At 57.0% G+C, this 15,861-nt stretch carries 11 protein-coding genes, 1 tRNA gene and 2 pseudogenes; 7 read left to right on the top strand and 7 right to left on the bottom strand.

The window, feature by feature from the left end:
* Nucleotides 1–144: 144 nt before the first annotated feature.
* Nucleotides 145–3,090, top strand: a complete 2,946-nt coding sequence (locus B7444_RS08950; protein WP_007281632.1) for a TonB-dependent receptor domain-containing protein — start codon at nt 145–147, stop codon at nt 3,088–3,090.
* Between the two features lie 65 nt (nt 3,091–3,155).
* Here B7444_RS08950 and B7444_RS08945 read toward each other — a convergent pair whose 3' ends face one another.
* A complete protein-coding gene (locus B7444_RS08945; RefSeq protein ID WP_007281633.1) occupies nt 3,156–4,316 on the bottom strand; it encodes an aldose epimerase family protein in 1,161 nt (386 codons plus the stop codon).
* A 317-nt stretch (nt 4,317–4,633) separates the two neighbouring features.
* Between B7444_RS08945 and B7444_RS08940 the strand changes: the two genes are divergently transcribed.
* Both B7444_RS08940 and B7444_RS08935 read left to right on the top strand, forming a co-directional pair.
* Complete coding sequence (locus B7444_RS08940) at nt 4,634–5,440, top strand: MlaA family lipoprotein (protein WP_035729404.1); 807 nt, start codon at nt 4,634–4,636, stop codon at nt 5,438–5,440.
* A gap of 10 nt (nt 5,441–5,450) precedes the next feature.
* Nucleotides 5,451–6,047, top strand: a complete 597-nt coding sequence (locus tag B7444_RS08935) for an MlaC/ttg2D family ABC transporter substrate-binding protein (protein WP_007281636.1) — start codon at nt 5,451–5,453, stop codon at nt 6,045–6,047.
* Nucleotides 6,048–6,128: 81 nt separating this feature from the next.
* Here B7444_RS08935 and B7444_RS08930 read toward each other — a convergent pair whose 3' ends face one another.
* The 4 genes from B7444_RS08930 to B7444_RS08915 form a co-directional block, all read right to left on the bottom strand.
* On the bottom strand, nt 6,129–6,485 hold the full coding sequence (locus B7444_RS08930; protein ID WP_007281637.1) for a pilus assembly protein N-terminal domain-containing protein: 357 nt from the start codon (nt 6,483–6,485) through the stop codon (nt 6,129–6,131).
* Between the two features lie 86 nt (nt 6,486–6,571).
* A complete protein-coding gene (locus tag B7444_RS08925; RefSeq protein ID WP_007281638.1) occupies nt 6,572–7,069 on the bottom strand; it encodes a GNAT family N-acetyltransferase in 498 nt (165 codons plus the stop codon).
* A gap of 74 nt (nt 7,070–7,143) precedes the next feature.
* Nucleotides 7,144–8,823, bottom strand: a complete 1,680-nt coding sequence (ettA, locus tag B7444_RS08920; RefSeq protein WP_007281639.1) for an energy-dependent translational throttle protein EttA — start codon at nt 8,821–8,823, stop codon at nt 7,144–7,146.
* Between the two features lie 73 nt (nt 8,824–8,896).
* Nucleotides 8,897–8,970: transfer RNA gene (locus B7444_RS08915), tRNA-Ile, on the bottom strand.
* 219 nt (nt 8,971–9,189) lie between these two features.
* Between B7444_RS08915 and B7444_RS08910 the strand changes: the two genes are divergently transcribed.
* From B7444_RS08910 to B7444_RS08895, 4 genes and pseudogenes are all read left to right on the top strand, one after another.
* Nucleotides 9,190–11,328 carry an FUSC family protein gene (locus B7444_RS08910; protein ID WP_007281640.1) on the top strand — a complete coding sequence of 713 codons (2,139 nt, stop codon included), beginning with the start codon at nt 9,190–9,192 and terminating at the stop codon, nt 11,326–11,328.
* 114 nt (nt 11,329–11,442) lie between these two features.
* The gene (locus tag B7444_RS08905; protein ID WP_007281641.1) at nt 11,443–11,844 is read left to right on the top strand and encodes a hypothetical protein; all 402 of its coding nucleotides are present in this window, start codon (nt 11,443–11,445) and stop codon (nt 11,842–11,844) included.
* Nucleotides 11,845–12,002: 158 nt separating this feature from the next.
* Complete coding sequence (gene ppa, locus B7444_RS08900) at nt 12,003–12,524, top strand: inorganic diphosphatase (protein ID WP_029495719.1); 522 nt, start codon at nt 12,003–12,005, stop codon at nt 12,522–12,524.
* 190 nt (nt 12,525–12,714) lie between these two features.
* Nucleotides 12,715–14,248 (top strand): annotated as a pseudogene (locus B7444_RS08895) (carbohydrate porin).
* 57 nt (nt 14,249–14,305) lie between these two features.
* On the opposite strand, the pseudogene B7444_RS08890 reads toward B7444_RS08895, so the two are convergent.
* Nucleotides 14,306–15,727 (bottom strand): annotated as a pseudogene (locus B7444_RS08890) (FAD/NAD(P)-binding protein).
* Nucleotides 15,663–15,861 (bottom strand): hypothetical protein (locus B7444_RS17150; RefSeq protein WP_252365377.1); only part of this gene is annotated, 199 nt, incomplete at its 5' end. The gene B7444_RS17150 and the pseudogene B7444_RS08890, both read right to left, overlap by 65 nt.

The following is a 15,861-nucleotide window of genomic DNA, read 5'->3' as shown; positions in this document are numbered from 1 at the left end:
AGTATAGTAGAGTTATTGTTGTATGATATTTATGCAACAGCGTGACCTAATGGCATAGAGCGTAGGTATTTCCGGATAGACAAAGTTCTGAGACAAAAACATTAGTGAGGGGATCTCAGAAATATAGTCTGACTGTGAGCCCACATGATTCTTCATCGACGCAGGGAGCTGCTTCTGTGCGCTTCCGTTCTCGCCATGGGACTGGACGCGACCGCATCCGCGAACGCACAAACCGCCACGAGCACGCATCACGGTGCGTCCTCTCATCGCACACCCACACACGCCAAAACGGCGGCCACAACCAAGGTTACGACACAGGCACCTGTTCAGACGGTTACACCGGCTGTGACAACGCCTGTCTTGAGCGCTCAGGTAAATCGCCGTCGTGCCGTTGCCTCGATTGATTCAAGTCGTTCTGAAAGCGTCGTTGTGACGGGTTCTGCCCTGAGCACGTCCAACAACCAGAACGCCAATCCGGTCCAGATCATCACGAGCAAGCAGATCGAGCAGACTGGCGTCACCACGCTTGGTGACTATCTGCAACGCCTGCCATCCATTGGATCTTCCGGAACGACCAACAGCCAGACCAACGGTACGGGGGGCGCCTCCTGCACCGACATCCGTAATCTTGGTCAGAACCGCGTTCTGGTGCTCGTTGACGGCAAACGCGCCACCATCAACGGCAACAACAGCTGCTTCGACATGAACACGATCAATGTTCATCAGATTGCCAGCGTTGAAATCCTGAAAGATGGCGGCTCCGAGCTCTACGGGGCCGACGCGGTATCGGGCGTCATCAACATCAAGCTCAGGCACAATCTGAGTGACGGCAACATTACAGTCCGCGGTGGCATCACGGACGTAGGCGATGGCCAGACGGGCATGCTCTCGGGCTACAAGGGCTGGAATTTCGATCATGGCAAGGGCAACGTCACCCTGACCGGCTCGTACATGACACAAAGCGGCATCAAGCAGAGCAGTCGGTCCTGGGCCAACCCGGTTCAGGTCAATGACCCACTGAATGCGTCCAGCATCTCCTACGGATCATCCATTCCAACCGCAGGCCGCTTCATCACGGATAGCGGGGATTACGTCGCAACCGGCACGGGTGGCGTTCGTGACTTCACAAAGGCAGACCGTTACAACTACGGCCAGAACCAGAGCCTGACGAACTCCCTGACGAACGCGACACTTGGCTTTGATGCTCATTATGACATCAACAGACATTTCACGCCGTATCTGAACTTCAACTACAGCCATCGTAATTCTTCCACGACGATGGCTCCGATGCCTGTCTCCGGCAGCATCTATCCGTCCACATTGCCGACAGCCCTTTACATTCCGGCTGATTACCCAGGCAACCCGACGGGTGAAGACGCCTACATGTACAAGCGCATGGCCGAGTGGGGGAACCGCCGCAACGAAAACGCCTCCGATACCTACACAGGCATCGCAGGCGTCAAAGGCGAGATCACGCACGGCTGGAACTATGACCTGTCCTACACCTACGGGTGGAACCAGGTCATGAACCAGCTGTCAGGCGTGGGCAACTACTCCAAACTGCTTCAGACCTACGGCCTTGAACAGGTTGAACCTGGCAACGCAGACAGCGCGCTGGTCTATAACCCGTCCGTTTGTAATGCTTCGGCAGGCTGCGTTCTCTCCAGCCCGTTCACAAAGCTCTCCTCTGCTGCGGCGGCTTATTCCAACTACACCGCGCATGACCATTACTATTATCAGCTTCGCGACCTGAACCTGCGCATCAACAACAACCATGTTGTTCACATGCCGTGGAATCATGGCGGTGATCTCGGTATCGCACTGGGTATGGAACACCGTGGCGAACAACTGGCCTACCACCCGGATGCACTGGTCGAATCTGGCCAGACGCTGACGAACTCCGCGTCCTACACGGGCGGTGGCTTCAATGTTACGGAAGGCTACCTCGAAGGTAAGGCGACGCTGCTGCACAACGCGTTCCTGGCCAAGGATCTGACGATCGACGCACAGGGTCGCTACTCCGCATACAATACGTTTGGCGGCGCAAAGAACTGGAAGGCCTCCATCAACTGGGCACCCATTCAGGATATCCGCTTCCGCGCAACCCTTGGCACGTCTTACCGTCAGCCGAACGTCTATGAACTGTATGGCGGTCAGTCCCTCGGCTACGCGTCCGCAACGGACCCGTGTGACTCCGTTCAGGCAGCCTCCTATGGTGCAAAATCTGCAACGGTCGCAGCAACCTGTGCCAAGCAGGGCATCAATTCGTCGTCCTTCACATCAGCCTATTCAGGCCAGACCCCAACGCTTTACGGCGGCAACTCCAAGCTGAAGCCGGAAACAGGCCGCACCTACACAATCGGTACGGTGATTACGCCGCGCTGGATCCCGGGCCTGTCTGCTTCCGTGGAATACTGGCACTACACGCTCAAGAACATGATCTCGTATCTGAGCAGCCAGTACATCATGGACCAGTGCTACACGGGCGCGAATACGAACTACTGCAGCGCAATCACGCGTGTCGCCAGCACGGGCCAGATCAACTCTGTCACGTCCACCTATGCCAATATCGGTGGCCTGAAAACCAGTGGCATCGACTTCGATCTGGATTACCGTATCCGCATCACGTCGCACGACGTTCTGACGCTGTCCAACAACTTCCAGCAGCTTGTCAGCTATCTCCAGCAGAACGAAGTCGGCGGCAAATGGTATAACTATGCAGGCCGCATGTTCTACCAAAGCGGCACCGGCAACCCGCGCGTTCGCGATTATGCGACCGTAGGCTGGCAGCATGGCCGCGTCGGTATCACGTACATGATGAACTACATGGGCGGTATGCGCTGGAACGATGGAACGTCGGATCTGACCCGCGCCAACGGATACGGTCGCACCAGCACGCCCGGTATCTTCTCTCATGATGTCACGGTGAACTATCGCTGGAGGACCTGGAACTTCCAGGCCGGCGTCACCAACATCTTTGACAAGAAGCCGCCCTTCGTTGCGAGCAGCACCGAAAACAGCGCTGCCGCCCTTTACGGCAGCCTGTATCAGGGCCGGTACGTCTTCCTGCAGGCAGGTGTGAACTTCTGATCCTGTTCCTCTGAACAACGAAAAGGGGCGATCCGAAAGGACCGCCCCTCTTTCTTTTGAATGCCTTACCTGTTCGAGAACTTGAAGATCGTCGTGTAATCGAAGGTCTGACCCGGCTTCAGCTCTGTCGTCGGGAAAGACGGATGATTCGGACTGTCCGGATAATGCTCAGCTTCGAACGCAATAGCATCCGCCTGCCGGTAGGCACGCCCGGAAATGCCAGCATAGCCGCCATCCAGAGAGTTGGACGTATAGACCTGAAGACCCGGCTGGTTCGTCAGGATTTCCATGCTACGGCCAGAGCGAGGATCGTAAACTTTGCCCGCAAGGCGCGGAGCCTGCCCGTAAACACCATTGACAACCCAGTTCATGTCATAGCCACGCGCATACATCATCTGCTGATCGTTGCTACGCAGACGATCCCCAATGGCGGTCGGCTTGCTGAAGTCCAAAGGCGTTCCTGCAACAGGAGCGATCTGCCCGGTTGGCAGGGAGGTACTGTCGGTCGGCGTGAAGCTGTCTGCGTTGAGCTGCAGAACTTCAGGCTCGATGCTGCCCGAACCTTCGCCGTTCAGGTTCCAGTAGCTGTGGTTCGTCAGGTTCAGAACCGTCGGTGCATCCGTTGTCGCAACGTAATGCAGGGCCAGCGCATCATCATCGCCCAGGGTATAGGTAATGTGCGTCGTAAGGGTTCCCGGAAAGCCCTGATCGCCGTTTGGGCTAACCAGCCTGAGGGTCACATAAGCGCCCGAGCCATTGGTGCCGGTCTTTTCAAGTGTCCAGACATTCTTGTCGAAGCCCTTCTTGCCACCATGAAGCGAATTCGGGCCAGCTGTGATGTCCGTATGATAGATCTTACCCTCAACCGGGAAGCTGCCCCCCGCCAGACGGTTGGCGTAACGGCCAATCATCGCACCGAAAAACAGACCCCCCTTGGCGCTGTCGACCGTGTAGCCCTTCAGATCGCCAAACCCGAGAACAACGTCCTGAACATGGCCGCTTCGATCCGGCGTCTCGACGGACTGGATGATACCACCATAGGTGATGACGCGAACGGTGACGTTATGATCGTTCTTCAGCGTCACGATACGGACAGGCTTGCCATCCGGCGTTGTCCCCCATGGCTGTGAACTCACAGCGGGATGTGCCTGAGCGACGCCAAGCGACAATCCGACGAGGCCGACAGCGGCAAAAAGAGAGGCCTTGAATGGCGCAAATGTGGACACCGAAAAACTCCCTGGTGTTGAATTGCCGCCACACTGCTCTCAAAATATTTCAATCGTCAAAGTCGCTGGAGTGTCCTTCAGACATCTGGATCGTTAAAGGATCTCATCTCCTCCCTGTGTCGTAATTTGGATACATAGAGGGGTGCGGCCTGGCACAGTATAGGCTATGACTAGGGCCTTCCGCAGTTTTCCGCGACAGACGGCTCATGGCTCTGCTGGCGGCACGACAATTGAATGGGAACGGATTTTGAAAATTTCCGTTTTCAGATGAAGTCTTTGTGAGCACGCCCGCGGAGTGGGGTTTTTGAGGAATGGTTATGGACTCTCGGCAGGACAGAATCGGTATCAGGACGACGCGTTCGCGTCGTGGCAGAGCCATTGCAGGGGTGTTGGCACTGCTGACGCTGGGGGCCTGCGGCTCCCTGCACAATCCTCCGCCGACAGATCCGGACGACCTGGCTGATTACAAGGCTGCCAACGATCCGTACGAACCGCTGAACCGGAAGATGTATAACGTCCAGATGTGGGCTTACCACGTGGCGCTACGTCCCGTGGCCAAGGCCTGGGTGTGGGCCGTGCCGAAGCCGGTGCGTCATACTATTTCCAATATCAATGAAACCTGGCGCGAGCCTGCGGTGTTCTTCTCCGATGTCGGGGCAGGAAAGCCACGGCGCGCAGGCGACTCGTTCATGCGCTTCACGATCAACATGAGTGCAGGTGTGGCCGGTTTCTTCGACGTTGCCAGTCTTGTGGGTTACAAGCAGCATGAGACCGATCCGGGCATGACCATGGGAACATGGGGCGTGCCAAGCGGGCCGTATCTCTTCATTCCGTTCGTTGGCCCCAGCAACTTCCGGGATGGCGCAGGCTATGCGCTCGGTCAGGCTCTGACCCCGATCAACTATGTGCCAAGAGGTTACGGGCTGCTGACATTCAACTGGGCCTATAATATTCTGGGCACGGTTGATGGCTTTGCCAACAGTGTGGATCAGATCGATCATCTGGAGCAGGACAGCCTTGATCCGTACTCCTACGTCCGCAGTGCCTGGCAGCAGAACCGCCAGAGCCAGATTGACGCAATGCAGAACGATCATCGCGCCACCACCCCAGACTGGTACAACTGAGGACAAACGCATGCTTAAAGCCCTTTCGCGCCGCGCCCTTCTGGGTGCCTTTGCTGCAGCCCTCACGTTCGGCGCTGGCGTTGCCCATGCCAACCCGGCCACCGATTTCGTGAATTCCTTTGGCGGCCAACTGGTCAGCATTGTTAATTCCAGCAAGCCCCTGGGCGAAAAGAAGCGCGAAGTTCTCCCGCTCCTTCAGTCCAACGTGGATATTCAGGGCATCGCCCGGTATTGCCTTGGCCGCTACTGGCGCACGGCGACCCCGGCCCAGCAGCAGAAGTATCTGCAACTCTTCGACCAGGTTCTGGTCAACACGATCACTGACCAGATCGGTAATTATCAGGGCGTCAGCTTCCGTGTGACGGGCTCCACCCCGACGCCAGATGGCGAACGCGTCAATGCGCTGATCGACCGGCCTGGCCAGCCTGAAGTCAACATGCAGCTCATCATTGGCGGCAACCCGCCAAAGGTTGTGGACATGTATGGTGAAGGTGCCAGCCTTCGCATGAACCAGCGCGGCGACTACAGTTCCTATCTCTCCCGCCACGGCGGCGATGTCGGCGCTCTGAACACCGCTCTGGAGCATCAGCTCAGCAATCATCACTGATTGCTGCATTTGCAGGACTGACATCACGAAAAAGGCCTCCTTAACGGGAGGCCTTTTTTTGCACCGTCCTGATCGCCGCCCTTACCGAACGGGCCGCTTCATGACAGTCACGTGGAAACGATAGATCGTGTCCTTCCCCGTGAAAAGAACATCTGTCTGCCCCTCATGGTGAGCCAGAATCTCCGCGACTTTCTGAGACACGAGATTGACGTGCAGAACATCCGGCAGACTGAGGGTTGCCGTCTGAAGATCAGGGGGCAAAGCAACGATCTCCGTCCCTCCCACAGGCAGAACAAGCGTACGATCAATAATATGCATGCCATTCACGGTGGACTGGAGCGGCTTGACGTCTGCCGTCTGCGCCACTGCCGTCCCCGCAAATCCCGTAATTGCAGTAGCAAGCGCCATTTTTCGCATATTTTTCAGAAAATCGACCACACTGTATTCCTTAACGAATAATATCGTATGGTTTTAACGGTAATGCTTGAGGCCCCAGGAAACAAATGCTGTAGCCCCTTTCTGCATTATGCGGGGGTTATTTCGTAGAGAAACATCGTGTTGCCATCACGCATGAAGGTCTCGACATGCCGCATGCCGATACTGCCGAGCACAACGCGGGAGGCCAGATTGTCTTCTTTGGCCACAGCCACAATACGTGGCTCTCCTTCATCCAGAACATACCGAATTGCAGCCGCAGCAGCTTCGCGGGCAAGACCGCGTCCGGTGGCCCATGGAAAAATTGAAAACCTCAGCCCGATGCCACGACCATCAGGGCGTTCATGAACACCTGTGATGCCCACAAAGCGCCCGTTCTCGCGAATAGCGAAAATACCGATCCGGCGTCTGGCCCAGAACGCAACGTCCTCGGCCATTTCCTTTTCCGTCTCGAAGCGGCTTCGCACGCCACCCAGCATTTGCCCGAAAGCACCGGCATCAGCCTTGAGAGCGATCATGTCCTCAAGATCCGGCCAGTTGACCGGGGTGAGAACCAGACGTGCAGTGCGGAGTTCGCGCCCTAGCAAACGGGCCTCCTCAAACCGTCAGAAACCGGGACAGACGGCCCTGCCCCGGTGACGAGCAGAAGGAAAGGTCCGTCTTAGCGGGCCAGCGGGCGATATTTGATGCGGCTCGGCTCGGTCGCATCCGGACCAAGGCGACGTCGCTTGTCTTCTTCGTAGTCCTGGAAGTTACCCTCGAACCACTCAACGTGGCTGTCACCTTCAAAGGCAAGGATATGCGTGGCCAGACGGTCAAGGAACCAGCGATCATGGGAGATGACCACGGCGCAGCCAGCAAAGTCTGCCAGAGCGTCTTCGAGAGCACGCAGCGTATCAACGTCAAGATCGTTGGTCGGCTCATCGAGCAGCAGAACGTTGCTGTCTTCCTTGAGCATCTTGGCAAGATGAACGCGGTTACGCTCACCACCCGACAGGATGCCGACGCGCTTCTGCTGGTCAGAGCCCTTGAAGTTGAACGCTCCCACATAGGCACGGGACGGAACCGTCCGTTTGCCAAGCTGAATGACGTCCGTACCGCCGGAAATCTCTTCCCAGACCGTCTTGTTGGCATCCAGCGTATCACGGGACTGGTCAACATACCCCAGCTTGACGGTCTCACCGATCTTCAGTGAGCCACCATCCGGCTTATCCTGACCCGTGATCATCTTGAACAGCGTGGACTTACCCGCACCGTTCGGACCGATCACACCTACGATGCCACCCGGCGGCAGCTTGAAGTTCAGGCCATCAATCAGCAGACGATCGCCAAAGCCCTTCGTCAGGTTCTCGGCCTCGATCACCGTACCGCCAAGGCGTGGGCCCGGCGTGATGACGATATCCGCTGTACCACCAACCTTTTCGGAGTTGGCTGCAAGCATTTCCTCGTACTTGGTGATACGAGCCTGGCTCTTGGCCTGACGCGCCTTCGGAGAGCTGTTGATCCACTCCTGCTCGGCAGCAAGCGCACGCTGGCGGGAGCTTTCTTCCTTCTCTTCCTGGGCCAGACGCTTGCGCTTCTGTTCCAGCCAGGACGAGTAGTTGCCTTCGAACGGATAGCCACGGCCACGCTCGAGTTCGAGAATCCAGTTGGTGACGTTATCAAGGAAGTAACGGTCATGGGTAATGACCATGACGGTGCCCTGATAATCACGCAGTGTCTTTTCAAGCCAGCTGACGCTCTCGGCATCAAGATGGTTGGTTGGCTCATCGAGCAGCAGAATGTCAGGCTTTTCCAGCAGCAGGCGGCAAAGGGCCACACGGCGCTTCTCACCACCAGAAAGCTTATCAACCGGGCTGTCTGCGGGCGGGCAGCGCAGCGCATCCAGAGCGATTTCCAGCTTGCGATCCAGCTCCCAGCCGTCGCCTGCGTCGATGATTTCCTGAAGCTCGGCCTGCTCGGACAGCAGATTCGTCATTTCTTCATCGGACATCGGCTCGGCGAAGAGCATCGAAATCTCGTTGAAGCGATCAATGGCATGCTTGAGCTTGCCAAAACCAAGAGCGACATTTTCCCCGACAGTCAGGGTTTCATCAAGCTTTGGTTCCTGCTCAAGGTAGCCGATCTTGACGCCCTCAGCCGCCCAGGCTTCACCACCGAATTCCTTGTCGATCCCGGCCATCACCTTGAGCAGCGTGGACTTACCCGCGCCGTTGACGCCAAGAACACCAATCTTCACGCCAGGCAGGAAGGACAGGGTGATGCCCTTGAAGACCTCACGTCCACCCGGATAGGCCTTCGTAAGATCCTTCATGACATAGACATACTGGTAGGCGGCCATGCGAGGTCTCCTGAACGGGGTGGAACGTGGAATGGGCGGCGGCAAACGGCACGCCAGACAGAATAGAACACCGTGCGCCCGGAGGGACTCGAACCCCCAACCAAGCCGTTATGAGCGGCCGGCTCTAACCAATTGAGCTACAGGCGCGCGGTTGCTGCACGAAATCGCTTACCTGACGCATTTTTGCAAGGCCTGACATGGTGAAATGTCTTTTTTTGCATTATGTGTCTAAAGCCTTCCCGTCTCCGACAGGACTTTCTGAGCCGCTGCCGCCGTTTCGAGATGGCACCTGTCGGCCTGTATCGCTCTGGGGGAAGACATGATGGAAGACACCACACGCCATAGTAGCGGCTGGCAAAAACAGTGATGTCAGCCAGCCCCGCGCTTCTTCTGCGCAAGCTGCGCTGGCTCTACGCTCCCGATCCGGTCATGGCCGGATACGCCCTCCGAACAACACTGACTTCCCTGCTGGCACTGGGAATCGCACTGAAGATGGAACTGGGCAGCCCTCAATGGGCCGCCCTGACCGTCTGGATGGTGGCACAGGGCACGCGCGGGCGCAGTCTGGCCAAGGCGAAGTGGCATCTGTTCGGCATGGTGCTGGGCGTGGTCTGCGGCGTGGTTCTCGTCGCAGTATGCCCGCAGGCACCGCTGATGTTCATTCTGCTACTGGCGGCGGGAATCGGCCTGTTCTGTCTGATCGGGACCTTCATGCCCGGCCCGGCTTCCATGACCAATTATCGCATCCATGGCATGCGCGCGACCGGCTTTACCTACGCCATCGTCTCGCTGGACGGAATCGCGGACCCACACCACATCTTCGAAATTGCCATGTCCCGTGCGACCTATATCGTACTGGGCATTGTTCTGGAGGCCTCGGTGTCCGGGCTTTTCCAGCTTGGTCTGACAAAACGAACCCGCCAGCAGCTCTCCAGCACCTTCAAGGACACGCTGAAACCGGCCCTCATCACGATTGCCGATATTCTCGTCGGCAAGGTGGATGCGCTGGAAACCATGCGGCCGGTCTTTACCCGCATCACCACCCTTGGTGATCAGGTCGAGTTCGCAGAAGTCGAACTGGGCCGTCAGGATCATGCAGGCGATCACACCCGCGCCGCACTGGCGGATATTGCTGTTCTGCTGGCCAGAGCGCTCGATCTGGCCACGCTGATGCGCCTCCCACTCAGTCAGGATGACGCTTTCCTTGAACAGGCAGAGTGCATCCGGCACATGTTTCTGACCCTTCCCGACAGGCTTGAACGAGCCGAGCCCATGGATGGGATTCTGGACGAACTGCGAGGCATCCGTGGGGACTGTCGCCGCCGCGTTGTCCAGTATTTCGGGACGAACCTCCCGGGTGCAGAGGATCGGGCAGCCATGCTGCGTCATGGAATGCTGCAACAGGCTCTCGTGGAACTGATTGACGCCCTCCGCATGGCCCTGCGTCAGTTCGAGGCCAGCCGGAACCCTCAGCCTCACGATCATTTCCATGAACCGATTCGATCTTACCGGGACTGGCGACAGGCCATCGTCAACAGTCTGCGCTCTTCCGTGACAGTCTTCGGGGCCGGTGTGATCTGGATTGCAACCGCATGGCCCAGCGGCCTGACGTTCATCATGTTCGTCGCAATTGCATGCAGTCTGTTTTCCACACTCGAAAGACCAGCCCTTGCCACACAGGCTTTTCTGAATGGCGCGTGCTGTGCGGTTCTTGCCGGCGGCGTGCTGGACCTGCTTCTGCTCGGCAAGCCCACAACCTTCGAAATGCTGGGTATGTGGTCAGGCGTCGCCATGATGCTGGGAGGGCTCGCTTTCGCCTATCCACCCCTGACACTACCTGCCGTCTCCTACAATCTGTTCCTGCCTATCATGCTCGGCCCTTCCAATCAGGGCCGAACGGATGAGATCGTCTATTTCAATACGGCCCTGCCGCTGGTCCTGGGCCTGCTTTACACGACCTGGATGTATCGCGTGTTCCTGCCCTACAATCCTGCCCATCAGCGCTGGACCATGCGGGAACATATTCTCCGGGACCTCCATCACATCGCGGATGGAAAAAACAACACAACACTGGATGTCATCGTTTCACGAAACGTGGATCGCTTTGTGCGCCTCATGACCAACTCGGCGGACACCCCCTCTCCCGTTGTTCATGCCTATCTGCAGGGCATCCTGTCCGCCATGCGCGTCATGCTGAACCTGCTGCGCTTGCGGGCCATCAGCCATGACGCTGCCCTGAACCCACGCGCTCATCAGGCTGTTGACCTGGTTCTGGCCCGCATGAGCCATTTCAGCGGCCGATATCACGGGCATTACGGTAGAACCCTCCGGGCCACATTACTGGCCATCCAGCGCCTCAGGGACTGTGAAACAACTGAATCGCGTCCCCGACAACGATTTGTTCTGATCGCCGCCCTGACGGCTCTCGATGTCATTTCCACCGAACTGAATACAAACCGGGTGTTCTTTGACGCCCGCTCTCCTTATCTTGACCCACCTGCCTGAATGCTCACGAAGAAATGTTCTGCAATGGACTTTTCTTTTCACGCAAACGGGAGAAGTGTTCCGTTTCAACCGCGGGGTGCCGCGGAAGACAGGGTCTCAGAAAGGATACCGTCCATGTTTCGTCGTATCGTGCCCGCTCTTGGCCTCGTAATTGGCCTCGGTATGGTTTCGTCGGTCGCTCTGGCACAGGAACAGTCACCGCCACCGCCGCCAGCAGTTCAGGGCACGCCAGGCAAGGATTTCACGGGCGTTTCTCCCGCCAACCTCGCAGGAATCATGAACTACTGCATCGAGTTGCAGTATCTGTCCTACGATGAAGGCAATCCGGCTCTTTACGGTCTGAGCGAGAAATACAAGGCCACCGAGCAGACCGTCGGCAACGATGACTATGCTCTTGGCACGGCAGGCTTCTTCAACAGCAACGGCAAACGCTACTATCTCGTAGCCTACACCAATGAAGACGATCGCCGCGCAGCTTGCCACAACGCCCTGAAGGCCGCTCAACCGCTTCTCTGATCCTGCTGATCTTCCAATCATCAGTTTTCTACGGGAACGCCCCGGCCTCGCGCCGGGGCGTTCTGCGTTCCAGTCAGTGTTTTTCTTCCGCACTGTGCAGAAAGCTGAAGGACAGTTAATGTTCTTCCGTCTTAAAACCAGTTCAGGACATGAACATCATGGACGTTTCCAAGATCTCGCCAGGCAAAGATGTGCCGAACGACATTAACGTGGTCATCGAGATTCCGCAGGGCTCTCAGGTCAAGTATGAAGTGGACAAGGAAAGCGGTGCGATCTTCGTAGACCGTTTCCTGTTCACGCCAATGGCCTATCCGGCAGCCTACGGCTTCATTCCCGGCACGCTCGCCGCTGATGGTGACCCGGCTGACGCCCTCGTACTGGCACCGGCTGCCGTGGTTCCGGGCGCGGTCATCCGCGCACGCCCGATCGGCATGCTTAAGATGGAAGACGAGAGCGGCCAGGATGAAAAGATCATCTGTGTCCCGCATGACAAGATCCATCCCCAGTTCACAGACGTTAAGTCCATCGATGACCTGCCGGAGATCACCCGCAAGTCCATCGAACACTTCTTTGAGCGTTACAAGGACCTTGAGCCGAACAAGTGGGTCAAGGTGACAGGTTGGGCCGGCAAGGAAGAAGCTGGTAAAGTGATCGAAGCAGCACTGGCAGCTGCAAAGTAATACGATTTTGTGATCCGTTTTATACGGATCACAACTTCTTTTCTCTGGTACAAGCTGTGTTTGTTCCTTAAAAAGCACAAATCGTATCATATGAACGTGATTTTTGAGATTTTTATCTCATATTCTCTGTTCTTTATCCCCGATAAAGTGTTACGACGATCTCGCAACCTGATACCCGAGGATAAGAGACTTGTCTCGCCTGCATCTCTATGCCGCAGCCTGTGCGGTTTCGCTCACGCCCGCTATCGCCGCTGCTGAAGGCGCGGCCACAGCTCCTGCACCTGTCACGACCGTTGTCCAGTCAGGGACTGGAAAGACGGTCACGACAGTCCACGTCCTGGCGCCGATCACGGTGATGGACTGGCCAGATCAGAACTCGGAAAATCCCAGTGCGCGCGTCAATACACCACTCACCATTCTATCCTTTGACAAGGAACAGGTTCCGCCACTTCCGAAACCGGAAGCGCTGCTGACCAATCCTTTCGGGTGGAACAAGTGGCTGCGCGACCGTGGTATTGCGCTGATGATGGACAATACAAACGAATATACCGGCGCAATTACCAAACCAACACCTGGTTATGGACTGCGTCAGGGTAGCAGCAATGCTGGTCAGTACAGTCTTGAAAATGACATCGACTGGGAAAAGCTCGCAGGTATCCGCGGCTTCTCGACCCATGCCGTCGTTGTCGGCCGTTACGGTATTCCCGCAAGCCGCATGTTTGGTGACAACCTCAACCCCAGCTCCGAAATCTATGGTGCAGGCGGTAACGTAGTCGTTCACCTTGTTTATGCTTACGGTGAAGAAACGCTCGGAAACGGCCATTTTGATATCGCCGCCGGGCGTATCCCGTTCCTGAACGACTTCTCCGCCAACCCACTGTATTGCAACTTCCAGAACAATGCCTTCTGCGGTAACCCGAAGGCATCGTCTGACAACACGACCCATTCCTCATACCCGGACGCCGTCTGGGCTGCGCGTATCCGCGTGCGCCCGACCAAGAGCACCTACATCCAGACGGGTGTGTATTTTGCGCAGGCCGGTATCTACAACAACGTCCAATACCGGACAGGCTTCAAGTTCAACGGCGCTGACATCAATGGTCAGGCCGTGCCGGTTGAAGCCGGCTGGGAACCGCTGTTCGGGAAGGACCATCTGCCGGGCCACTACAAGGTCGGCTACGCCATCGACAATGCTCCCCACAAGGACAATTACTATGACATCAACGGAAATCCGTATGTCGTAACCGGCCTACCCCAGCGGACGGTCAACTACTCCTGGGCAGCCTGGTTCCTCGCCGACCAGATGCTTCTGCGCCACCACACACCCGGCAACCCGGATGCTGGCCTCATCGTGCTGGGTGGCTTCTACGCCAACAGCCCGCGCACCCAGACGCGTGCCCAGCAGTACGAAATCGGCTTTGTGGATAGTGGTTTCTGGAACGCACGCCCACTGGATGGCATCGGTGTGAACTTCACCTAATGTCCGTGTTGCTGGCAGCGTTTCAGACACCCAGCGCCTTCAGCTTGCCCGTGGAATGCCTCTGATGAACGGCTCCTACGGCATACAGAACTACGGTGAAGTGCTTGAAGCGAACTACCGTATCCATGTGATGCGCGGCGTGACCTTCGCACCTGACTTCCAGTACTATTTCCGCCCAGGCGGTCAGTCAGCCCTGCATAACGCAGCAATGCTTGGCTTCAAGAGCCACATCCAGTTCTTCTAAGGCCGGACATACACGTCCCGGACAAGCGGCCAGCAGGTTCTCCTGACTGGCCGTTTTTTATTCAGTCCCGCTGCTGGCCTCAAACCGCACACCGAGGCCAGCCACCTGTTCAGCCAGAATATGCGCCAGTTCCGCAGCCTGTTGACGGATTTCCGGAATAGCCGTTGTCTCGAACAGGGTGCCCCACCGCATGGGACCAAGCGCATAAAGCGTTGTGCTCCAATTCCCGGTTCTATCCTGCAACGCACCGTCAGAATTGCAGACCCAGCCCCCTAAAGAAGTTTGCCGCACAATTCCCTGCTCCAACAGGCCTGTTAAAAGGGCCGATCCCACAGCCCTGTAATCACGGCTTGGGCCGGTACAGTTCACCGCGTGAGCCACCGTCAGGGACGACAGCCCATTCGAGCCCTGAATCCCGATTTGCACACGATCCGCCACTGCCGACACGTGCTCCACACGCCCTTTAAGCGTCGTCAGTGTGCCAGACCGAATCTCTACATCAAGCTGCTCGCCAAGAGCCGGAGCCATACGATGCCTCACGATATCCCAGCGTCGCTGGAGATGGCGTGAGAAACGCCGCTTCTCTTCCCACGGAAGCCGATCCCACAAGGTATTCGTATGAGACCTCAGCGCATTCACCACGCTTCGCCAAGGAATGCCGCTCCGCAAGCATTGACGGAAAGCGGCAAGATAGGCACGCGCTGTCGGAGCCGTCTCGGCAAAGACAACGTGAGAGTCACCCGACAAACCTGCTGCATGAGACGTCGGATACCATCCATGCCGGGAGATGGCTGTGATCCTCCCCCTATGCCCCTCCTCCCGTAAACGCATCAGAACATCCACCGCCGTAAGACCGGTGCCGATCAAGGCCACATCATCATCTGGCTGAATACGTGCATAAAGATCGTTCTGCCACGCAGACGGGTAGTATCCTGGTATCTGGCGCCGTGGATCCGAGAGGCTGGCGGGCGCAAAATTCCCTGTCGCGAGCACAACATATGATGCGCCCAGAATTTGCCCATCCGCCAGAGTAAGTCGCCACCCAGACGCCGCTTTGTCGCAAGTCAGAACATGCCCATGCACATAGTCTGCTTCAGTATCTTTCCAGAGGCTGGACAGATACTGCCCATACACCATTCGCGGAACAAAGCTTTCAGCTTAAACGTCCGGGTCATAATGGCATTGTGCCCAGTGCAGGAAATGCTCGGAGTCCTCTGCCATTGCGCTCATTCCCGAAGCACAGACATTCAGAAAATGGGAGGAACAGCGAGTCCCATACGCCAGACCAAGCGCCGGTTCCAGACCATCTCCAATAACGACGCCCCTTGCCGCCACCCCGACTTTCCAAAGGCGCCACGCGAGAAGCGTACCGCTGGCACCGGCGCCGATAATGGCAATGACCGGGCGGGCCGGATCAGAATTTTTCACAAAGATGACTTGCCTGTTCAGAGCCGAAGAAGGCCCCGATGATCGCAGCATTTCCTGCGACCATGCGATTTTTTATCGTAACAGAACGCCGCATCCAGACCTTAGAGTAGGCCAGAAACGAAAAAAGACGCCCAAGGGCGGCTTTTTCAAACTGGAGCGGGTGATGGGATTCGAACCCACGACCC

It is taken from the genome of Gluconobacter thailandicus F149-1 = NBRC 100600 (assembly GCF_000964465.1).
Taxonomy (GTDB): Bacteria; Pseudomonadota; Alphaproteobacteria; order Acetobacterales; family Acetobacteraceae; genus Gluconobacter; species Gluconobacter thailandicus.
The sequence above is the reverse complement of the archived record's forward strand: the minus strand, read 5'-3'. Positions and strand labels throughout refer to the sequence as shown.

Coding starts and splice junctions, on each gene's coding strand:
- B7444_RS08950 (WP_007281632.1), top strand. CDS start 145: ATGATTCTTCATCGACGCAGGGAGCTGCTTCTGTGCGCTTCCGTTCTC.
- B7444_RS08940 (WP_035729404.1), top strand. CDS start 4,634: ATGGACTCTCGGCAGGACAGAATCGGTATCAGGACGACGCGTTCGCGT.
- B7444_RS08935 (WP_007281636.1), top strand. CDS start 5,451: ATGCTTAAAGCCCTTTCGCGCCGCGCCCTTCTGGGTGCCTTTGCTGCA.
- ettA (WP_007281639.1), bottom strand. CDS start 8,823: ATGGCCGCCTACCAGTATGTCTATGTCATGAAGGATCTTACGAAGGCC.
- B7444_RS08910 (WP_007281640.1), top strand. CDS start 9,190: ATGTCAGCCAGCCCCGCGCTTCTTCTGCGCAAGCTGCGCTGGCTCTAC.
- B7444_RS08905 (WP_007281641.1), top strand. CDS start 11,443: ATGTTTCGTCGTATCGTGCCCGCTCTTGGCCTCGTAATTGGCCTCGGT.
- ppa (WP_029495719.1), top strand. CDS start 12,003: ATGGACGTTTCCAAGATCTCGCCAGGCAAAGATGTGCCGAACGACATT.